This is a genomic window from Rickettsiella endosymbiont of Rhagonycha lignosa (genome assembly GCF_964031165.1).
Lineage (GTDB): Bacteria > Pseudomonadota > Gammaproteobacteria > Diplorickettsiales > Diplorickettsiaceae > Aquirickettsiella.
The window spans coordinates 1,471,608-1,491,691 of the sequence record NZ_OZ035011.1 but is presented as its reverse complement, the minus strand read 5'-3'; the positions used below and the strand labels follow the sequence as shown (position 1 = coordinate 1,491,691).

Sequence of the window (20,084 nt, the reverse complement as noted above, 5' to 3'; positions counted from 1 at the left end):
CACTTGTTATATTTTTTCTGATTTTTTTAATAGTGCAAGTTTTTCTGCAATTTTAAGTTCCAAACCTCGAGGAACAGGAAAATAATATTGTCGATCCTTTAATTCTTCAGGAAAGTAGTTTTCTCCATCGGCATAAGCATTGGGTTCGTCATGGGCATAACGATATTTTTTTCCATATTGTAATTTACGCATTAATTGAGTGGGGGCATTGCGCAAATGTAAAGGCACTTCAAGAGTACCTTTTTCTTGAGCATCTTTCATAGCGGCATTAAAAGCAGTATAAACGGCATTACTTTTTGCTGTGCAGGCCAGATAAACAATGGCTTGCGCTAAAGCAAGTTCTCCTTCTGGACTACCTAATCGTTCTTGAACTTCCCATGCCCCTAAGGCTAATTGTAAACCTCGTGGATCAGCATTGCCAATATCTTCACTTGCCATGCGGAGTATACGCCGTGCAATATATAAAGGATCACAGCCTCCATCGAGCATACGAGCAAGCCAATAAAGTGCAGCATCTGGATCCGATCCCCGTACTGACTTATGTAAAGCAGAAATCTGATCATGAAAAATCTCGCCACCTTTATCGAAACGACGTAAATTAGTTTGTGTGACTGTCTGTAATGTGCTCATATCAATGATATTATTTTCTGCTAAATCACTGGCAATTTCTAAAAGATTTAAAACTTGGCGCGCATCACCATCAGCGATAGCCGCTAATTGTTTTTTAACTGCTGAGGCTATCGTTAAATTCTTTTTACCTAATCCATCGATATCGTTGATTAGTGCACGATCGATGACTTGTGTAATTTCCTCTAGAGTCAATTTTTTTAACACATACACACGTGTTCGTGAGAGTAAAGCATTATTAAGTTCAAATGAGGGGTTTTCTGTAGTAGCACCAATTAATATAAATAGACCGGATTCTACAAAAGGTAATAATGCATCTTGTTGTGCTTTGTTAAAACGATGGATCTCATCAATAAATAACAAAGTTTTTTGTGGTGACTGAAGATGAAGCGCAGCTTGAGTACGCTCTGCAATTTGACGGATTTCCTTAACCCCCGCTTGTAATGCAGATAATGACTCAAATCGAGCGAGTATGTGATTTGCGATTAGCTTGGCTAAAGTGGTTTTTCCTGTTCCTGGTGGCCCCCATAAAATCATAGAGTGCAATTGGCCTTGTAGAATAGCTTGGCGTAAAGCTTTTTGTGGGCCTAGTAAATGAGTTTGGCCGAAAAAATCATCTAAATGACGAGGACGTAAGCGGTCAGCGAGGGGAGAGTATGGGTTTTCGGTGCTAATCATACCTAGATTTATACGATGACAACATTTCAGAGTCAACTATGCTCTTGTATCGGAATTTTTGTCCGTGTTGCTGTTAATTCATAATTTTCTTTGTGGTATTGGCCAATAATACAATTGCTGTGACTATATTATGTTATTAAAGATTAATGTTTATTGGATCTTTTTTCGATAGATTTAATAATGATTTCAGCTACATTTTTTTGCGTGGCCTTTTCTATTCCCTCTAAGCCAGGTGAAGAATTTACTTCCATTACCAAAGGGCCTCTGTTTGATCGTAACAGATCAACTCCAGCAATATTGAGACCAATAACTTTAGCGGCTCGAACCGCCGTTGCTCGTTCTTCAGCTGTTAATTTAGCGAGTCGCACAGTTCCTCCACGATGGATATTGGAACGAAATTCACCTAATTTTGCTTGCCGCTCCATAGCTGCAATGACTTTGCCATTAACTACAAAACAACGAATATCTGCCGCTTTAGCCTCTTTGATATATTCTTGAACCATAATATGGGCTTGTAAATCTAAGAAAGCTTCAATAACACTAATAGCCGCTTGCTGAGTTTCAGCGAGTACCACTCCAATCCCTTGTGTCCCTTCTAAAATTTTAATGACTAAAGGCGGACCACCTACCATGCTGATTAGATCCTGAATGTCATCAGGAGAATAAGCGAAACCAGTAATAGGTAAACCTACTCCTTTTCGAGATAAAATTTGTAAGGAACGGAGTTTATCTTGAGCTCTAGTAATAGAAATTGAATTATTCGCAACAAATACACCCATCATTTCAAATTGTCTGACCAATGCAGCGCCATAAAAGGTGATTGAAGCTCCAATTCTTGGAATTATTGCATCGAATTTATCAAGGATCTTTCCTTTATAATGTATATATGGATTTTGTGTGGTGATGTTCATGTAACATCGCAGCGTATCAATAATTTTAACCTGGTGCCCTCTTTTCTTAGCTTCTTCCTCCAAACGACGCGTAGAATATAGTTTTGGACGGCGAGATAAAATTGCAATTTTCATGGGATTATAGTTTTTTTACTGTATAAATAAGAATGTGTGGGATCAACGATAAAACGTTGTTCTAAAGCCGTTCGACCTAGCAGCATCCTAAAACGCATATTGTCTCTACTTGTCAAAGTAATTTCGATAGGCCAGCTTATTGTGCCGAGAACTACAGAGGTTTGAATAACACATCGATTTTCCTTATGGCCACCAGAATCGGTAATTTCACGTATATCGATTAAATCAGCAATACATTTAATAGATTTTTCTGGAAAACGTTTTGGTTGAGGATGTATGATAAAACATACTTGCTTTTGTAGGTGAGTTTTTTCAATAACTTCTACACAACAAGCATGTAAAGCTGAGGTTCGTGCGCCAGTATCTACCTTGGTTTTCAAACGAGGAATTCCTAATTCAGGTAAAGATACCCATTCTCTCCATCCAATTATGATTGATGAGGGCATGCTATTTAACAATAGAAAGCTTGGGTTTTGTTCCTGGTCGAACTCTAGGTGGGGTAGGGCTTCCACCCTCATCACCGCTTTCTTCTTGTGTAAATACCATTCCTTGACCATTTTCTCGTGTATAGATGGCTAATACCGCTTGAATAGGTGCGTAAATAAGCATCGATTGACCATTAAAACTAGCTTCAAATTGTATAGCTTGCGTATCTATTTTTAAATTTAATATGGCATCAGTAGATATATTTAAAGTAATTTTTCCATCTTTAATACATTGTTTTGGGACTTCTACATGCGGCAATTCAGTATCTAAAAGAATATACGGTGTTAATTGATTATCGATAATCCAATCATAAAATGCACGCAATAAATAGGAACGATTTGAGGTCATCATTTTAAATTTTTACTCCAAATTCGACCTCATTTAAAGTAGCTTTAAATGAGGGGCGTTTAAATAAGCGCTCTTCATATTCTTTGATAGCACTTGGCATAGGCGCTAGTTTAATATCTAAACGGTGTAAACGCCATAATAACGGCGCCATGCAACAATCTATTAAAGTAAATTCATCACTCAAGAAAAATGATTTACCAGCAAATATAGGGGCTAGACTAGCTAAACTACTTTCTAATTTCTTTTGAGCGGCATGCATAGATTCTGTAGGTTTGGTTACTTTAGCATTATTTAATGCGTTTTCAATTTGTTGTAATAAAGGGTACCAATCTCGTTCAATTCGATAGATCATTTGTCGACTTTTGGCGCGAGCTACCGGATAAACCGGTAACAAAGGAGGATGTGGAAAGCGCTCATCCAAGTATTCGGTGATAATATTTGTTTCATAAAGGACGAGATCTCGATCAATAATAGTAGGTACAGTGCCATAGGGATTGTGTTGTAACAAACCCTCAGGTAAGTCTGTAGGTGATACTTCTATAATTTCTGCACTAATTCCTTTTTCAGCCAAAACAATACGTACCCTATGGCTATAAGGATCATTGATATTTGCATATAAACTCATAGTTGAACGTTTACCGGCAGGTTGTGCCATATAAAAGGTTCTCCATATTAATAATTTAAAACATTTTTCATGGTTTGTGAAAAGTGTTTATTTTTTCTATACTTCGCCAGATTTGTTTTTTTAAAATAGAAACAAAAAAGGTTAATAACACCAAGAATCCGCATACTTTTTTACCTAATGATTGACGATTATTTTTTGTAGGCTCAGCTATATAAGCTAAAAAATTAACTAAATCAGTAACTACTTCTTCTAATGTAGGGACTTTTGATCTGTTTTTATTAGAATGTGAATATATTGCATGATTACTAATTTTTAGGGATAACCGATCGTTAGTATTATTATTTACGTTATGATAAGTATTGGTATCCATACGTATTGTCGCTAATGGATCCGGCATTGCGGTGTTTTTAATGAAACTATTGTTAACTCCAAAAGGCCTTGTATCATCCAAATAAAAGCTAAGTAAGTAATTATACACCCAATCAGCACTTCTTGCCCGAATACTCAACGAAAGGTCTGGAGGGAGCTTTCCAAACCATAATAAACTTTCTTTTTCATGTAAGTTTGATTTTATTGTATCGCTAGTTTTAGCCTGAGTAAAAATAAGATTTTCTTTTAATCGTGGTTGGGTGGCTGAGTTAAACTTATCGTCAATTTTCAGATCAATTCCAAGTCGATTATAACGCATATATTGTAGTGAATGACACCCTGAGCAATAATTCATAAAATATTTTGCCCCACGTTGCAAGGAAGCCAATTCAGATGGTCGAATTGAGGATATTAATAGTTCATTTTCAAAAGGACTTGTAACCATGAAAAAAAATAGAATGATAAATAGAAAAAATATACTTATTTTCCACATATAGATTTGGGTAGCGGTTTATTTTTTTCATATTTTGTATAAAAGGGCATGAAGAGAAAAAAAAGAAAATAGTTTATCAATAAAACTTGTAAGAGAAGTATCTTATTAGGATTAAGTATGGTTGTACTCATATAACTGAGCAAGCTAAAACTTAGTATAAAAATTGCTAAAGCACAACGAGAATAATAACCTCTATAGCGCATCGATCGAACCGGGCTGCGGTCAAGCCAAGGCAACACAAATGGTACGCAAATAACTCCTAGCATAATTAAAATGCCTAATGACTTATTAGGGATAATGCATAATACACCATAAAAAGGCGCCAAATACCATATTGGTTCGATATGACTAGGAGTCAATAAAGGGTTTGCAGGTATGAAATTATTTGCTTCAAGGAAATACCCATGCATTTCGGGAACAAAAAATACGATAATGGAAAAAATAAGCAGAAAAATTAGCAAAGCATGCAATTCTTTGACTGAGTAATATGGGTGAAAAGGGAGTTTATGAAGCGATTTATTATGTAAGTTTGGTTTTGCCAATACAGAAATTCCTTCAGGATTATTACAGCCAACTTTATGTAAAGCAGTAAGATGTAGCCGAATTAAAAAAACCAAAATTAAAGGGATAGCGATCACATGGAAGGCGAAAAAACGATGTAAAGTTTCCCCTGATACAGTGTTATTACCTCGTATCCAAAGCGTAAGCGTTGGGCCAATTTTGGGAATTGAATCTAGCAATGAAGTGCCAATTTGGCTTGCCCAATAGGAGGTTTGTCCCCAGGGTAGTAAATAGCCAAGGAACGCCTCTAGTAATAAAATAATATAAAGACATACACCTAACAACCAAACTAGTTCCCTAGGTTTTTTATAGGATCCATATAAAAGGCTGCGAAAGATGTGTGCGTAAATTATTAGAAAAAAAGCAGAAGCCCCAGTAGAATGTAGATAGCGGAATAACCATCCATAAGGTATATCTCGCATCATCATTTCGATTGAAGCAAATGCTCCTTCAGGCGTTGGGGTGTAAAAGAGGGTTAACCATATGCCGGTCAAAATTTGCAAAAAAAAAGTAAACAGGCTTAAAGAACCAAAAAAATACCAAAAATTAAGATTTTTCGGTAAATAGTAATGCGTTAAATGCTGGTGTATGTATTCATTGATTGGAAAACGTTCTGACACCCAATTGATTATATTTTTAGGAGTTAAATTTTTGTCTGCGCTGCGCAATTATCAATCCCCAAGATTGTTTTAGATGCCTAAGATGTTTATTTGCAAAATCTCGCTAAATTTTCAGTTGCTGTGAGCAAATGAATTTTTTTATTACACTAAATTTGGATTTTCGCCTATCACGACAGTATGCACGTTTATGAATCGATAGGGAGGAATTTTGAGGTTAATGGGTGCAGGAACTCCTTTCATAACCCGTCCTGCAAGATCAAATTTAGAACCATGACACGGACAATATAAACCACCGGGCCATTTGCTATTTAACTCTCCTGGTGAGGGTTTAAATTGCGGAGAGCAACCTAAATGGGTGCATAAGCCAATAAGTATCAAATATTCAGGATTAAGAGAGCGATATTCATTACGCGCATAAATGGGTTGTTGTTCTGTTGAAGAATCTGGATCGCGCAATAAAGAATGAATATTAGAAAGATTATCTAACATTGCTTGGGTTCGTCGGATAATCCAAATAGGCTTATTTTGCCAAGCAACCACCATGGATTCACCTGGTGCCAGATGAGTTAGATCAACTTCCACGGAACCAGTCGCTTGTGCGAGTGTTTCTATAGTTGGCTGTAATGATGCTAAAAAAGGTATAGTGCTTGCGGCTATACCAAATCCAGCCATGATAGTTATTATAATAGCCAATAAATGGCGACGATCTTCTTCCATTTTTTTTCGTCGTTAAAAAGTATATAACTAATTATTGATATGCATGGTTTCTAAAAACACCACAATAAATAATACACGATGATTATCGTTTAGAATATTGAGTTCCCTTACGCGCTTTATGTCGACCGACTTTTTTCCGTTCAACTTTTCTTGCATCTCGAGTAACCAAACCGGCACGGCGTAATAACCGACGAAATGAAACATCGTTACCAGCATCATCATCGGTGTTTATAGTGGTTGATTCGTCATAACCTATTAAGGCTCGACTTATCCCATGTCGGACAGCACCTGCTTGACCGCTGCTCCCTCCACCAGAAACTGTTACTGTTATATCAAATTTACCCATTTGATCAACAACTTCTAGTGGCTGGTTCACAACCATTTGGGCTGTTTCACGTCCAAAATAATTTTCTAAAGTACGACCATTTACTCGGATAATACCAGTTCCCTTTCTAAGGAATACTCTAGCGGTCGCTGTTTTGCGGCGACCTGTACCATAATTCTGTTCTAATGCCATAATTTATAACCTATCAATGCTAGTTGGTTTTGGGTTTTGAGCGCTATGAGGATGTGCAGAACCAGCATAGACTTTAAGTTTACTTATCATGGCATAACCTAAAGGATTTTTAGGGAGCATGCCTTTAACAGCTTTTTCAATAATTCGAGCAGGAAAGCTTTTTTGCAACTTTTCAAAAGAAATAGATTTTAGTCCACCAGGATAGCCAGTATAGCGCTCATATAATTTATTTTTAGCCTTCGTGCCGGTTACAGTCACTTTTTCAGCATTAATAACAACAATATAATCCCCAGTATCAACATGAGGTGTGAATTCTGGCTTATGTTTTCCGCGCAAAATATGAGCTATTTTAGTAGCCAGGTTACCCAAGGTTTTACCTGAGGCGTCAATCAAAAGCCATTTTTGTTCAATAAGGCCGGGTTTGGCCATCAATGTTTTCATAACTGGGAAGCTCCGAAGCTCTCAAAATGCAATGACTACTCTCATGAGTAGGGCGGATGATTCTAACAAAAATAAATCAAACAATACAAGTACGGTGTTGAGTATTGTTTAAATATGTAATTTAATCAGTTAAAGTGCTGCAAAATATAGAACAATTTAATAGGTAGGTACTTTATGCGTCAGTTTCCTCATACGCGCTTACGTCGCCTAAGAGAGAATCAATTTAGCCGGCGCCTAATACGCGAAACTAGACTTAGCTGTGATGATTTAATTTACCCAGTATTTCTGCTGCCTGGGGAAAGTCAAAAGCAGAATATAGTAACGATGCCTGGGATAGAGCGGCTTACCTTAGATTATTTATTGGATGAAGTCAGTGTTTTACAACAGTTGAAACTCCCCGCTATTGCATTATTTCCAGTTATTCCTGCAAAAGATAAAACCCGGGATGCTTGTGAGGCTTATAATCCAGAAGGCTTAATCCCTCATGCGATAAGAGAATTAAAGAAAAATTTTCCAGAAATGGGGATCATCGCAGATATTGCTCTTGATCCTTACACATCACATGGTCATGATGGTATTTTATCTGAACGGGGTGTTATTTTAAATGATGAATCAATAGAGATATTGGTTAAACAAGCGCTTTGCTATGCTCAAGCGGGTGTGGATGCTATTGCCCCTTCTGATATGATGGATGGTAGAATTGGCTGGATTCGTAAGGCGCTAGAGGAAAAGGGCTATCAAAATACTCAAATCATAGCCTATTCTGCTAAATACGCTTCTCATTTTTATGGGCCCTTTCGTGATGCGATAGGAACTGTTGGGCAATTAAAGACCGCTGACAAAAAAACCTACCAAATGGACCCTGCAAATAGCAATGAGGCTCTACAAGAGGTAGCATTAGACCTTGCTGAAGGAGCAGATATAGTCATGGTAAAGCCAGGCATGCCCTATTTGGATATTCTTTATCGCATCAAGCAGCATTTTGGGGTACCTACTTTTATTTACCAGGTTAGTGGTGAATATGCCATGCAAAAAGCTGCTATTATGCAAGGCTATTTAAATGAGCGTGAGAGTATTTTGGAGGGTCTTGTCGCTATGAAACGCGCTGGAGCTGATGGTATTTTGACCTATTTTGCCAAGCAAGCAGCTAGTTGGCTGACAAATTCACTAGATTGATTTTTTTCATGATAAGATACCTGTATAATTAACGACCTTTGCGAAAGTGGCGAAATTGGTAGACGCGCTGGATTTAGGTTCCAGTGGGGTAACCCTTGAGAGTTCGAGTCTCTCCTTTCGCACCAGCATGGCCCCCTAGGATTTACAACGATAAGAGCCTTAAAATTTATGAATGAAATGCAAGTTTCGGTAGAAAGCGTTGACAACTTTACTCGACGTCTAAGTGTCACAGTGCCTATCAGCCAGTTAGAAGAGAGAAAGAAGCTACATATTCTTGAATTGGCTAAAAAGACCCGTTTGGATGGGTTTCGGGCTGGAAAAGTGCCGCCAAGCCATATTGAGAAGCTTTATGGAAGTAGTATTTGGCAAGAGGTCATCGAAAAATCTTTACAGATTAGTTTGTCTACTGCTTTAGAGCAAGAGACTTTAAATCCAGTAGGACATCCCCATATTGAGTCCATAAAAGCAGAGCCGGGGGCAGATCTTACTTATACAGCAAGCTTTGAAATTTATCCGCAAGTAGAGGTGCCTACATTAAAAGGTGCTAGCTTAGAAAGACTTAAAGTAAATATAACCGAGGAAGATATAGTTAAGGTGTTAGAGCAAATGCGTAAGCAATATGCTGAGTGGATTGAAGTACCTGATAAAGCTTGTTATGGCGATCGGGTGAGCTTTGACATAGTTTTTGCCGATGCAGAAGAGAAAACGCGTAGAGATTTACAATGGGTTCTTGAGGAAGATAAAATTCCCGAAGGTTTTTCAGCATTGCTTTCTAGCGTGGCTGGAGACACTTTATCAGTTTCTCTCCCTAAAGAACAAGGATCTGAACAAGGTAACTCAGCAACAATAAAAGTAAAAAAAGTTGCAAAAGCAAAATTACCTGAATTAGATAATGCTTTTGCAAAACGGCTTGATATTAAAGAGGGCACTATCGAAGCTTTAAAAGGTCAAGTTAGAGAACACATGCAGATAGAGTTAAATAGAATTTTACGTGAAAAATTAAAAACTCAAGTCATAGATAAGTTAGTTACTATGCATGCTATTAATGAGTTGCCACAGGGAGCGCTTAACCAAGAGTTTAATCGTTTAGAGCAAGATGTGTTTAGGCAGCAAAAACAACAAAATAATGAAAGAATTAGCTTATCAGAAATTGAAAAAGCAGATTTAATGAAAATGGCCTATCGACGAGTTACGCTTGGATTGTTATTCAATGCACTTATTGAAAAGCATCATCTGCATGTTGACGAATCTCGAGTTCAACAACATATTGATAAACTAGTAGGAGCTTTTCAATTTGATCAAATGGTGCGGGATAAGTTGTATAAAGACAAAAACATGATGATGAACATTCGTTCTTCGGTTTTGGAAGAGCAAGTAATTGATAAATTATTAGAAGAAGTAGAATACACCGAAAAACTAGCTGAGTATTCGGAAATTATGAATCTCACAAAGAAAAGTGGTGGTGTGGACAATACTGATGGAGTAGCAGTTTAATTGGCTAATTAGTTTTAGTTTTTTAAATAACGAATATGTTATATCTTAGCAATAATCAAAAAATTTATTTTTATATTTAGAGAGTAATTATGTATTTACGCAGTTTATCAAAGGAAGTAACGAATTCATTGTTAGTCCCTATGGTCGTTGAGCAAACCGGCCGAGGAGAAAGGGCTTATGATATTTATTCTCGTTTATTAAAAGATCGCATTATCTTTGTTGTGGGCCCTATTGAAGATCACATGGCCAATTTAATTATTGCGCAAATGCTTTTTTTAGAGTCTGAAAATCCTGACAAAGATATTTCGCTTTATATTAATTCACCAGGAGGCGTGGTGACATCTGGATTAGCTATTTACGATACCATGCAATTTATCAAACCCGATGTGAGTACGATGTGTATTGGCCAAGCGGCCAGCGCAGCAGCTTTGTTGCTTTGCGGTGGGACAAAAGGAAAACGCCATTGTTTACCACATGCGCGGATGATGATTCATCAACCTTTAGGCGGCTATCAGGGGCAAGCAACGGATATTGAAATCCATACCCGTGAAATGTTGTTAGTTAGAGAAAGAATTAACAATATTATGGCCAAACATACAGGAAAAAATACGGAGCAGATTTTACGTGATACCGATCGGGATAATTTCATGGGAGCGCAGCAAGCCATAGATTATGGCTTAATCGACGCAGTTTTAACAATGCGTGCGGAAACTGGGAAAACCAAAGAATCTTTAGCTGTTTCATCAGTTGATTAAGTAGTTAGTTATTCGAAAGTTTTTAAAATTTTGTTTAAATATCAATATATGAATAATAGTTTGTTGAGGTAATAAAATATGAGTAGTTCCATAAACGATAAAACCTCGGGGCCTCTTCACTGTTCATTTTGCGGTAAAAGTCAGGATGAAGTGCCAAAGTTAATTGCAGGCCCTTCTATTTTTATTTGTAATGAATGCGTGCAGCTATGTAGTGATATTTTGCAAGAAGAGTTTCAACAGGAAGTTCCGCGCCAAGAAGGCGGTATGTCCATTCCTAAGCCTACAGAGATTCATGATGTATTTAACGAATTTGTTATAGGCCAAGAATTTGCTAAGAAAATATTATCTGTAGCTGCTTACAACCATTATAAGCGGCTAGAATTAATTAAAAAGGCGCGCCTTCATCCGCTGAACGTCAAAGATGATACCGAACTTAGTAAGAGTAATGTGTTGCTTATAGGTCCTACTGGGAGCGGTAAAACATTATTAGCAAAAACTTTAGCGCGATTTTTCAATTTACCTTTTGCTATTGCGGATGCAACAACCTTAACCGAAGCGGGTTATGTAGGTGATGATGTAGAAAATATCTTACAAAAGTTATTACAAGCTGCTAATGGAAACATTGAAAAGGCTCAGCTAGGAATTATATATATCGATGAAATTGATAAAATTAGTCGTCGCGCCGAAAACCCCTCTATTACTCGAGATGTTTCAGGTGAAGGTGTTCAACAAGGATTACTTAAATTACTTGAAGGTACTGTTGCTTCTGTGCCTCTGCAAGGGGGACGTAAGCATCCTAATCAAGAGACAGTACAGATAGATACTACTAATATTTTATTTATTTGTGGTGGTACTTTCTCCGGTCTAGAAAAAATTATTCGTGAACGTACCGAGAAAACTGGAATTGGATTTTCTGCTGATGTACGCAGCAAAGGGGATAAAAGGAGTTTAACAACGTTGTTAAATCGGCTTGAATCAGAAGATTTAATTAAATATGGAATTATACCCGAGCTAATCGGACGTTTACCTGTTATTGCAACTTTAGAAGAACTTGATGAAAAAATGCTAATTCAAATCTTAAAGGAACCTAAGAACGCATTGATCAAACAATATTTCAAATTATTTAAAATGGACAACGTTGATTTAGAATTTCGTGAAGACGCTTTACAAATGGTGGCTAGAAGAGCTCTAGAACGTAAAACAGGCGCAAGAGGTTTACGTGCAATCTTAGAAAGTGTTTTATTAGATACAATGTATGAATTGCCTTCTATGCAGAATGTAAATAAAATTGTTATTGAAGCAAGCACCGTTAGCAAGGGAGCAAAACCCTTGGTGATTTACAAACAAGAAAAAGAAATTGAATTAGATAATAAAGAAATAGCGGCGGGTAGCGAGTAAATCTTTCAAAGGTTGAATTTATGGCAAAGCAACTAATGGGCGGCGGGACAGCAACTTCTAAACTTTCAGAGAAGCTTCCGCTGCTCCCTTTAAGAGATGTTGTAGTTTATCCTCATATGGTAATACCGCTATTTGTAGGTAGAAAGCAGTCAATTAAAGCTTTAGAAGCCGCGATGGCTGAATCCAGTGCGGAGAAAAAAGTTCTGCTTATTGCACAAAAAAACCCAGCTGAAGATAGCCCTACTATTGAAGATTTTTATCAAGTTGGAACGATAGCTACCATTTTACAATTGCTAGAGTTGAAAGATGGCACTGTTAAAGTATTGGTTGAAGGTTCTCAACGAGGTAAAGTTAAGCAATTTTTCCAAGAGAAAGATTATATTGCCGCAGATATTGAAATCGTAGGTATACCTTCAGTTGAGCCTGATCAAGAGATTGAGGTTCTAACACGAACAATTTTAAGTCAATTCGAACAATACGTTAAGTTAAATAAGAAAATCCCTCTAGAAATTTTAAGTACCTTATCGAGCATTGATAACCCTGGCCGGTTGGCCGATATGATTGCGGCACACTTGGCACTTAGAATTCAAGAAAAACAAGAAATACTCGAAATTTTTCCATTAAAAAAACGTTTAGAACGATTATTAGCTTTCCTTGAAAGTGAAATTGATCTATTGCAAATACAAAAGCGTATTCGCGGACGTGTTAAAAAGCAAATGGAAAGAAGTCAACGAGAATATTATTTAAATGAACAGGTTAAAGCGATTCAAAAGGAACTGGGCGAGTCTCAAGGCGTTACGAATGAGCTAGATGATCTTGCAAAACGTATCGAAAAAGCAAAAATGCCTAAAGAGGTGAAGGATAAATCAATCGCTGAACTAAATAAATTAAAATCAATGTCTCCTATGGCGGCTGAAGCGACAGTAAGTCGAAATTATTTAGATTGGATTTTATCTCTTCCTTGGAATAAACGCAGCAAGGTACGTTACGATTTAGACAAAGCGCAAAAAGTACTACAAGAAGCGCATTATGGTTTGGAAAAAGTCAAAGAGCGGATTATTGAGTTTTTGGCAGTTCATCAACGGGTTAAAAAATTAAAGGGTCCAATTTTATGCTTAGTAGGTCCACCTGGTGTTGGAAAAACATCCTTAGGACAATCTATTGCTGAGGCCATAGGACGTGAATTTGTACGTATGTCCTTGGGTGGTGTACGCGATGAAGCAGAAATTAGAGGCCATCGTCGTACCTATATTGGTTCTATGCCTGGTCGAATTATGCAAAAAATGGCTAAGGTAGGGGTCAAGAATCCTCTATTTATGCTTGATGAAATCGATAAAATGGCAATGGATTTTAGGGGGGACCCAGCAGCAGCATTACTTGAAGTATTAGATCCTGAACAAAACCACGCTTTCGATGATCATTATCTTGAAGTAAGTTATGACTTATCTGAAGTTTTATTTATAGCCACGGCAAATACTTTGAATATTCCTCCAGCTTTGTTAGATCGCATGGAAGTTATTCGTATACCTGGTTACACCGAAGATGAAAAAATTAACATTGCTAAACAACACTTATTACCTAAACAACTTATTCAGAATGGTTTAAAAATTACAGCAAAAAATAAAGAATTAATTTTGGCTGAAAGCGCATTGCAGGACATTATTCGTTATTATACTCGTGAAGCAGGTGTTCGTAGTCTTGAACGTGAAATTGCTAAAACTTGTCGGAAAGTTGTTACAGAAATTGCGCGTAAGCCTAGTGTAAAATCAATTACTGTGACTAGTCATAACTTAGAAAAATATCTTGGCGTAAGGCGGTATCGTTACGGATTAGTTGAGCAGCATGATCAAGTAGGTCAAGTAAGTGGTTTGGCTTGGACAGAAGTTGGCGGTGATTTATTAACTATTGAAGCGGCAGTAGTGCCTGGAAAAGGAAAAACAAGTTATACAGGCCATCTGGGCGAAGTGATGCAGGAGTCTATCCAAGCTGCTTTAACAGTGGTGCGAAGTCGTGCTGAAATCTTAGGTATTCCTATTCACTTTTATGAAAAAAAGGATATCCATGTTCATGTTCCTGAAGGTGCAACGCCCAAAGACGGCCCTAGTGCTGGGATAGGTATGTGTACAGCATTGGTTTCTGCAATTACTAAAGTACCTGTACGAGCTGATGTCGCGATGACAGGAGAAATAACTTTACGTGGTGAAGTTTTGCCAATTGGTGGTTTAAAAGAAAAATTACTTGCAGCTCATCGTGGGGGGATACGTGAAGTTATTATCCCTGAAGAGAACAAACGGGATCTCAAAGAAATTCCAAAAAATATCAAAGAAGGTTTAATTATTCATCCCGTTCGTTGGATAGATCAAGTGCTGGATATTGCTTTACAACATCCAGAAAAAGCTTCAGTTAAGTCTAATGCTAAAAAGAAGCGAGAAAAAAAAATGATTGTACCTATCAAGCTAATTGATAAAAAAAATCAAGCAAAAATTAATCCTACTACAAATACTCGTTAGATACTTACAGCAATGAAGTTTCTGTCAAGGTCGCTGAAGCACCCAAGTGCGTTGCCTGTCGTAGATTGCAAATTGAGCAGCAATACTGAAAAAAATTTAAGTGAAGCTATATCTCTTATTCCCTTGACAGAGGATTCACGCTATTGATATAAACAGTTCACTTATAATCTATAGCAAGACGCTTAAAATTCAATTTAAAGGTATGTGCCTTAATTTTTACCGTTGTGAGGGTATATGAACAAATCAGATTTAGTTGACGTTATTGTGGAAGCTGCCCAAGTTCCAAAAAATGTTGCAGGAAAGACTTTAGAAAAAATTTTAGACTCTATCACTACAGCTTTATGTAAGGGAGAAGATGTTAGCTTAGTTGGATTTGCTACACTTTGTGTTCGTCATCGTAAAGCACGTACTGGACGTAATCCTAAGACAGGAGAATCTTTACATATTAAGGCAAGCAATGTTGTAGCGTTTAAAGCAGGGAAGGCATTAAAAGACGCTGTGCAAAAAGGGTAGCAATATCTTGCAAATAAGTTTAGAATGACGTCCCTTTCAACAGGGTGCTTAGCTCAGTTGGTAGAGCATCGCCCTTACAAGGCGAGGGTCGTAGGTTCGATCCCTACAGCACCCACCATAATATATTGCGGGAGTGGTAGTTCAGTTGGTTAGAATACCGGCCTGTCACGCCGGGGGTCGCGGGTTCGAGTCCCGTCCACTCCGCCAGTCCTCTAAAATTTTAAATATTAATTGTAAATGTAAATTAAAGTTAGAATAATAAAATGTTCTCACTAGAGTTTATTTTTTTCGTTAAAAAGCTTTTTATATTGATTTAAACTAAAGTTTCCTTAATATGTTGCAATCCATTCGTGATAGAACGCAAGGCTGGATAACCAGCACAGTAATCGGATTATTAATTATTGTTTTTGCTCTATGGGGAATCCACGGCTATTTAGAACTTAATGCAGGAAGAAATAATAAAGTAGTTGCTAAGATTGCGGGTCAAATGTTACTGCAGAGAGATTTTGATAAGGCATATCAACGTGCTTATCAAGAAGCTCGGGATCGCCTGGGGAAAAATTTTTCTAATAATGAAGAAATGATTGAACAATTAAGACAACAAACTTTACAGGAGTGGGAAACCAAACAAGTTTTATTTCAAGCAGCGTTACAATCCAAATATCGCATTAGTCAGGCTTCAATAGATTCTGTTTTATTACAAATTCCAGCATTTCAATTAGCAGGTCGTTTTTCTGTTGAACAATTTTATGATGTGTTACATGCTGTAAATTATACCAAACTTCAGTTTTTAATGGACATAAAAAAGACACTGCTCATTAACCAGGTGCAGCAAGGGATTACACAAAGCGCATTTGCTTTACCTCTCGATATCAACAATTACGTAAAATATACGCATCAAAAAAGGGATTTTGCATATCTTATTATTCCTCATTCAAGATTTTTACACCAACAATTCATGCCGCAGGATTCCAAAATTTTCGCTTATTATCTGAAAAATAAACAAATCTTTAGCCAACCAGAACAAGCTAGTATTGAATATGTCCAACTTTCTTCTAAGGATGAAAAGACCTTCCTGGAAAATAGAGCTAGCTTAGCCAATTTAACTTATATCCATCCTGATTCTTTAGCAATCGCAGCAAAGAAATTGAATTTAACGATACATTCCACAGGTTTTTTCGATAGGGATGGGGGAAAAGAAAAATTGAGTAAAGTTCCAAAAATCATTGCTGCTACGTTTAGCCAAGATGTTTTGCAAGGAAATAATAGTTCGGTTATTAACATTAATCCGAATATCGCCATTGTTTTGCGAATCAAAAAATATCAACCCGCAGGTATACAGCCTTTTAACGAGGTGCGAGAAAAAATCAAAGTAATTTTGAATCAACAAACTGCTATTTCTGAAGCGCAACAGTTTGGAGAGAATTTACTCAAAAAGTTAGAAAAAACTGCCATTACTCCTATAAGTTTCACGGGTAAAAATTTAAAATGGCAGTTTATTCAGCAAGTTAATCGGTATAATAATAAATTAAATAAGGATATAGTAAAAACTGCATTTATGTTAACTCCCCCGAATAAGAATATTTCAAGCATATTACCGATGAAAGGCATTAGCTTGGAAACAGGAGATTATGCGTTGGTTAGGTTAATTGCAGTTCACGATGAAAAATACCAGCTTACAACCAACTCTACGTCAAATCTTTATCGTGAAGAAATAGCCAAAAGTTTTGGCCAGTTGGAATATGCTCTATATAGACATAACTTATTGAAAAAAGCTAAATTAGTTAATTAATAACCACTGTGCATTTAAAAGATTAAGATTGACAAAGATCAGGTCGAATAGAAAGATAATAATTAAGTAAATTCAAATCTTCTTTATCAGTCATTTTAATATTATCTCTACGTCCTTCTATCATTTTAGGTTGCTGACCAAATAACTCAATTGCATTGGCTTCATCAGTAGGGAATTGATTTTTTTTGATAGTTGAATCAAGTGCGTTGACTAGCCAATGGTAGCGAAACATTTGAGGCGTTACTGCCACCCATAATTTTTTTCGATCCAAAGTTTCAAGATATTGATTATTAAGGAGTTTAACAGTATTCTTTATTGGGTACCCTAAAAGCCCTCCTACAGGATGGTTATCCAGATACATAATTAGCTTATCCATATCGTTGTGATGCAAAAGTGGCCGTGCAGCATCATGTACTAACACCCAATCATTTTTTTTTGCAAATTTTTTTAAAGCTAATAAACCATTAAATACCGAATGACAACGTTCTTTTCCTCCCCAAACTGTGACTAAATGGGGTGAGATTAATTGGAGAGTTGGCCAATGCTTGTCTTCTTTATTGATAACCACAACACATTTTTTAAATTTTTGATAGTTCAATAAAGTAGCTAATGTGTATTCGAGTATTTTTTTTCCATTTACAGATATATATTGTTTAGGTAAATCCATTTGCATACGATTACCCACGCCTGCAGCTGGTACTATTGCAAAATAATTAGTTGAGTCTTTCATTTTTAGGTTTAAGTCCTAAACAGTTTAAATTTTTGTATTTTCTTAATGAGCTGTATACTGCCAACTTATGAATTCTTTGCTTAACGATATAGTTTCTCTTGCTAAACAAGCTGGGAATCAAATTCTTAATATTTACCAACGCGATCTAACTATTGAATATAAAGCAGATAAATCCCCTATTACTGTCGCAGATTTAGCCTCTCATGATTGTATTTGTCAAGGATTGCGCTATTTAACCCCTGATTTGCCTATTATTTCTGAAGAATCTATACCTATATCTTTTCAAAAACGTCGATTCTGGGAGAAATATTGGTTAATTGATCCTTTGGATGGAACAAAAGAATTTTTAGATAAAAATGGCGAATTTACTATTAATATTGCTTTAATCGAGCAGCATAAGCCAAGTTTAGGAGTTATATTTGTTCCATCCAAGAATATTTGTTATTTTGCTAGTAAGGGACTAGGAGCTTATAAGCAATTAGGTCGGGCTCAGCCCAAAATAATACTTAGCCGAGCTTGGGAAGAAGAACAGCCAATCACCGCGGTGATAAGCCGTCGACACGGTAAGGAGGAATTAAAGAAATTTTTAGCTCAATTTTCCAGTTTAAATTTATTATATTGTGGAAGCGCATTAAAATTTTGTTGGTTGGCTGAAGGTTTAGCTGATATTTATCCGCGTTTTTCTCCTACCTTTGAATGGGACACAGCCGCAGGGCAGTGCATACTTAAAGAGGCAGGAGGTCTAGTTATCGATAATACAGGCCAGGAATTGCAGTATAATATGTCATCTTCTCTACAGATTGCTAATTTTTTGGCTGTAGCGGATAAACAATGTCATTGGTTACATTATCTTAAGTCGTAAAAAAATTACTACATATTAGTTTTATAGGAATCTAAATATGAACAAAAAACCGATTAAAATTGCCATTACCGGAGCCGCTGGTCAAATAGGCTATGCTTTGTTATTTCGTATCGCATCAGGTCAAATGTTTGGTTCTGATCAACCGGTGATACTTCATTTATTAGAATTGGAAAAAAGCCTTCCCATGTTACATGGAATAGCAATGGAACTTGATGATTGTGCTTTTCCATTATTAAAAAATATTATCTGTACCACTCAATTAAACGAATCGATGAAGGATATTAATTGGGCTATTTTAGTTGGGTCCATGCCGCGTAAAGAAGGGATGGAGCGTGCGGATCTGTTAAAAATAAATGGTAGTATATTTGCTCCGCAAGGAAAAGCCATCAATGCTCATGCTGCTGCGAATGTAAAAATCTTTGTGGTAGGAAATCCCTGTAATACCAATTGTTTGATCGCCATGCACCATGCCCCAGATATCCCCAAGGATCGTTTTTTTGCTATGACTTTATTAGATGAAAATCGAGCTCGAGCTCAATTGGCTAAAAAAGCGGTAGTTTCAGTCGATGAAGTGACTCAAATGGCAATTTGGGGAAATCATTCATCAACACAATATCCTGATTTTTATAACGCTAAAATTGCAAATAAACCTGTAATTGAACTGATTACTGATAAAAATTGGTTAGAAAATGACTTTATCCCAATAGTGCAGAAACGAGGAGCAGCTGTCATTAAGGCTAGAGGAGCATCCTCTGCTGCTTCTGCAGCTAATGCAGTAGTGGGTAGTATTTATCATTTAACACATGATACAAAAAAAGATGATTTTTTTTCGGTTGCTTCATGTTCCACAGGTCAATATGGAGTTGATAAAGGATTAATATTTTCTTTTCCGAGCCGGATTGAAAATGATCAATTTAGCATAGTCACTGATATTCAGCATAATTTATTTGGACAAGAAAAAATTAAACTGAGCTTGAATGAGTTGCGAGCAGAAAAAGATGAAATAAAAGAAATGGGTTTGATTTGATTAATGCCCGAAAACAAAAAATTGTACGGTGGATTTTTTTAATTAAAGTTTCTTTCCTCCGTACAATATAAAAAATTATTTTTATTTTCCAATAAGCCGAAAATTATTATTTTTGATTAACAGCTTTTTTATTTTTATTTATAACTTTATTTTGAACCATTTTAATAAAAAATATTTATAAATTAATTTAGACAATTAAAAAATAATACCGAATTATTTTTTAATTGTCTAAATAAAAAAAATTTATTAAATATTTTGTAACGAAAGATTATATAATTACATTCTTTAAAAAATTAAAGAAGATTGAGAGAGGAAATCGA

At 36.4% G+C, this 20,084-nt stretch carries 20 protein-coding genes and 3 tRNA genes; 12 read left to right on the top strand and 11 right to left on the bottom strand.

Going from position 1 to position 20,084, the window contains the following annotated elements; genetic code table 11:
* Positions 1 to 6 precede the first annotated feature (6 nt).
* From AAHI99_RS06640 to rplM, 10 genes are all read right to left on the bottom strand, one after another.
* Positions 7 to 1,305, bottom strand: a complete 1,299-nt coding sequence (locus AAHI99_RS06640; RefSeq protein WP_342227486.1) for a replication-associated recombination protein A — start codon at positions 1,303 to 1,305, stop codon at positions 7 to 9.
* Between the two features lie 143 nt (positions 1,306 to 1,448).
* Positions 1,449 to 2,330 carry a 30S ribosomal protein S6--L-glutamate ligase gene (gene rimK, locus AAHI99_RS06635; protein WP_342227485.1) on the bottom strand — a complete coding sequence of 294 codons (882 nt, stop codon included), beginning with the start codon at positions 2,328 to 2,330 and terminating at the stop codon, positions 1,449 to 1,451.
* Positions 2,327 to 2,776 (bottom strand): ATP-dependent zinc protease family protein, encoded by a 450-nt coding sequence (locus AAHI99_RS06630; protein WP_342227484.1) that lies wholly within the window; start codon positions 2,774 to 2,776, stop codon positions 2,327 to 2,329. The genes rimK and AAHI99_RS06630 overlap by 4 nt, the downstream gene beginning before the upstream one ends.
* 1 nt (position 2,777) lies before the next feature.
* A complete protein-coding gene (locus AAHI99_RS06625; protein WP_339050216.1) occupies positions 2,778 to 3,167 on the bottom strand; it encodes a ClpXP protease specificity-enhancing factor in 390 nt (129 codons plus the stop codon).
* Between the two features lies 1 nt (position 3,168).
* Entirely contained in the window at positions 3,169 to 3,819 is a 651-nt protein-coding gene (locus AAHI99_RS06620) for a glutathione S-transferase N-terminal domain-containing protein (RefSeq protein ID WP_342227483.1), read from the bottom strand.
* A gap of 37 nt (positions 3,820 to 3,856) precedes the next feature.
* Complete coding sequence (locus AAHI99_RS06615; RefSeq protein WP_342227482.1) at positions 3,857 to 4,603, bottom strand: cytochrome c1; 747 nt, start codon at positions 4,601 to 4,603, stop codon at positions 3,857 to 3,859.
* A gap of 35 nt (positions 4,604 to 4,638) precedes the next feature.
* Entirely contained in the window at positions 4,639 to 5,880 is a 1,242-nt protein-coding gene (locus AAHI99_RS06610) for a cytochrome bc complex cytochrome b subunit (RefSeq protein WP_342227481.1), read from the bottom strand.
* Positions 5,881 to 5,973: 93 nt separating this feature from the next.
* Positions 5,974 to 6,549, bottom strand: a complete 576-nt coding sequence (gene petA, locus AAHI99_RS06605) for a ubiquinol-cytochrome c reductase iron-sulfur subunit (RefSeq protein ID WP_342227480.1) — start codon at positions 6,547 to 6,549, stop codon at positions 5,974 to 5,976.
* A gap of 82 nt (positions 6,550 to 6,631) precedes the next feature.
* Positions 6,632 to 7,066 (bottom strand): 30S ribosomal protein S9, encoded by a 435-nt coding sequence (gene rpsI / locus AAHI99_RS06600; protein ID WP_342227479.1) that lies wholly within the window; start codon positions 7,064 to 7,066, stop codon positions 6,632 to 6,634.
* A gap of 3 nt (positions 7,067 to 7,069) precedes the next feature.
* Positions 7,070 to 7,507, bottom strand: a complete 438-nt coding sequence (rplM, locus tag AAHI99_RS06595) for a 50S ribosomal protein L13 (RefSeq protein WP_342227478.1) — start codon at positions 7,505 to 7,507, stop codon at positions 7,070 to 7,072.
* Positions 7,508 to 7,681: 174 nt separating this feature from the next.
* Between rplM and hemB the strand changes: the two genes are divergently transcribed.
* The 10 genes from hemB (at position 7,682) to AAHI99_RS06545 (ending at position 17,145) form a co-directional block, all read left to right on the top strand.
* Positions 7,682 to 8,683, top strand: a complete 1,002-nt coding sequence (gene hemB, locus AAHI99_RS06590; RefSeq protein WP_342227477.1) for a porphobilinogen synthase — start codon at positions 7,682 to 7,684, stop codon at positions 8,681 to 8,683.
* Positions 8,684 to 8,723: 40 nt separating this feature from the next.
* Positions 8,724 to 8,808: transfer RNA gene (locus tag AAHI99_RS06585), tRNA-Leu, on the top strand.
* 43 nt (positions 8,809 to 8,851) lie between these two features.
* On the top strand, positions 8,852 to 10,177 hold the full coding sequence (gene tig, locus AAHI99_RS06580; RefSeq protein WP_342227476.1) for a trigger factor: 1,326 nt from the start codon (positions 8,852 to 8,854) through the stop codon (positions 10,175 to 10,177).
* A gap of 89 nt (positions 10,178 to 10,266) precedes the next feature.
* Entirely contained in the window at positions 10,267 to 10,932 is a 666-nt protein-coding gene (clpP, locus tag AAHI99_RS06575; protein WP_342227475.1) for an ATP-dependent Clp endopeptidase proteolytic subunit ClpP, read from the top strand.
* A 78-nt stretch (positions 10,933 to 11,010) separates the two neighbouring features.
* Entirely contained in the window at positions 11,011 to 12,330 is a 1,320-nt protein-coding gene (clpX, locus tag AAHI99_RS06570; protein WP_342227474.1) for an ATP-dependent Clp protease ATP-binding subunit ClpX, read from the top strand.
* A gap of 20 nt (positions 12,331 to 12,350) precedes the next feature.
* Entirely contained in the window at positions 12,351 to 14,840 is a 2,490-nt protein-coding gene (gene lon, locus AAHI99_RS06565) for an endopeptidase La (protein WP_425288715.1), read from the top strand.
* Positions 14,841 to 15,074: 234 nt separating this feature from the next.
* A complete protein-coding gene (locus AAHI99_RS06560) occupies positions 15,075 to 15,353 on the top strand; it encodes an HU family DNA-binding protein (protein ID WP_342227473.1) in 279 nt (92 codons plus the stop codon).
* A gap of 42 nt (positions 15,354 to 15,395) precedes the next feature.
* Positions 15,396 to 15,471, top strand: a tRNA-Val gene (locus tag AAHI99_RS06555).
* 12 nt (positions 15,472 to 15,483) lie between these two features.
* Positions 15,484 to 15,560 (top strand) — tRNA-Asp (locus AAHI99_RS06550).
* A 127-nt stretch (positions 15,561 to 15,687) separates the two neighbouring features.
* On the top strand, positions 15,688 to 17,145 hold the full coding sequence (locus AAHI99_RS06545; RefSeq protein ID WP_342227472.1) for a peptidylprolyl isomerase: 1,458 nt from the start codon (positions 15,688 to 15,690) through the stop codon (positions 17,143 to 17,145).
* 22 nt (positions 17,146 to 17,167) lie between these two features.
* On the opposite strand, the gene ispD is transcribed toward AAHI99_RS06545, so the two are convergent.
* The gene (ispD, locus tag AAHI99_RS06540; RefSeq protein WP_342227471.1) at positions 17,168 to 17,875 is read right to left on the bottom strand and encodes a 2-C-methyl-D-erythritol 4-phosphate cytidylyltransferase; all 708 of its coding nucleotides are present in this window, start codon (positions 17,873 to 17,875) and stop codon (positions 17,168 to 17,170) included.
* Between the two features lie 76 nt (positions 17,876 to 17,951).
* On the opposite strand from ispD, the gene cysQ reads away from it, so the two are divergent.
* Complete coding sequence (gene cysQ, locus AAHI99_RS06535) at positions 17,952 to 18,737, top strand: 3'(2'),5'-bisphosphate nucleotidase CysQ (protein ID WP_342227470.1); 786 nt, start codon at positions 17,952 to 17,954, stop codon at positions 18,735 to 18,737.
* A 37-nt stretch (positions 18,738 to 18,774) separates the two neighbouring features.
* The gene (locus AAHI99_RS06530; protein ID WP_342227469.1) at positions 18,775 to 19,764 is read left to right on the top strand and encodes a malate dehydrogenase; all 990 of its coding nucleotides are present in this window, start codon (positions 18,775 to 18,777) and stop codon (positions 19,762 to 19,764) included.
* Positions 19,765 to 20,084: the final 320 nt, after the last annotated feature.

Excerpts from the sequence above, each read along its gene's own strand:
- AAHI99_RS06560 (WP_342227473.1), top strand. The coding sequence starts at position 15,075 with ATGAACAAATCAGATTTAGTTGACGTTATTGTGGAAGCTGCCCAAGTT.
- rplM (WP_342227478.1), bottom strand. The coding sequence starts at position 7,507 with ATGAAAACATTGATGGCCAAACCCGGCCTTATTGAACAAAAATGGCTT.
- hemB (WP_342227477.1), top strand. The coding sequence starts at position 7,682 with ATGCGTCAGTTTCCTCATACGCGCTTACGTCGCCTAAGAGAGAATCAA.
- AAHI99_RS06630 (WP_342227484.1), bottom strand. The coding sequence starts at position 2,776 with ATGCCCTCATCAATCATAATTGGATGGAGAGAATGGGTATCTTTACCT.
- AAHI99_RS06530 (WP_342227469.1), top strand. The coding sequence starts at position 18,775 with ATGAACAAAAAACCGATTAAAATTGCCATTACCGGAGCCGCTGGTCAA.
- AAHI99_RS06640 (WP_342227486.1), bottom strand. The coding sequence starts at position 1,305 with ATGATTAGCACCGAAAACCCATACTCTCCCCTCGCTGACCGCTTACGT.
- clpP (WP_342227475.1), top strand. The coding sequence starts at position 10,267 with ATGTATTTACGCAGTTTATCAAAGGAAGTAACGAATTCATTGTTAGTC.
- tig (WP_342227476.1), top strand. The coding sequence starts at position 8,852 with ATGAATGAAATGCAAGTTTCGGTAGAAAGCGTTGACAACTTTACTCGA.
- AAHI99_RS06615 (WP_342227482.1), bottom strand. The coding sequence starts at position 4,603 with ATGGTTACAAGTCCTTTTGAAAATGAACTATTAATATCCTCAATTCGA.
- clpX (WP_342227474.1), top strand. The coding sequence starts at position 11,011 with ATGAGTAGTTCCATAAACGATAAAACCTCGGGGCCTCTTCACTGTTCA.
- petA (WP_342227480.1), bottom strand. The coding sequence starts at position 6,549 with ATGGAAGAAGATCGTCGCCATTTATTGGCTATTATAATAACTATCATG.
- rimK (WP_342227485.1), bottom strand. The coding sequence starts at position 2,330 with ATGAAAATTGCAATTTTATCTCGCCGTCCAAAACTATATTCTACGCGT.
- AAHI99_RS06620 (WP_342227483.1), bottom strand. The coding sequence starts at position 3,819 with ATGGCACAACCTGCCGGTAAACGTTCAACTATGAGTTTATATGCAAAT.
- AAHI99_RS06545 (WP_342227472.1), top strand. The coding sequence starts at position 15,688 with ATGTTGCAATCCATTCGTGATAGAACGCAAGGCTGGATAACCAGCACA.
- AAHI99_RS06625 (WP_339050216.1), bottom strand. The coding sequence starts at position 3,167 with ATGATGACCTCAAATCGTTCCTATTTATTGCGTGCATTTTATGATTGG.
- lon (WP_425288715.1), top strand. The coding sequence starts at position 12,351 with ATGGCAAAGCAACTAATGGGCGGCGGGACAGCAACTTCTAAACTTTCA.
- rpsI (WP_342227479.1), bottom strand. The coding sequence starts at position 7,066 with ATGGCATTAGAACAGAATTATGGTACAGGTCGCCGCAAAACAGCGACC.
- ispD (WP_342227471.1), bottom strand. The coding sequence starts at position 17,875 with ATGAAAGACTCAACTAATTATTTTGCAATAGTACCAGCTGCAGGCGTG.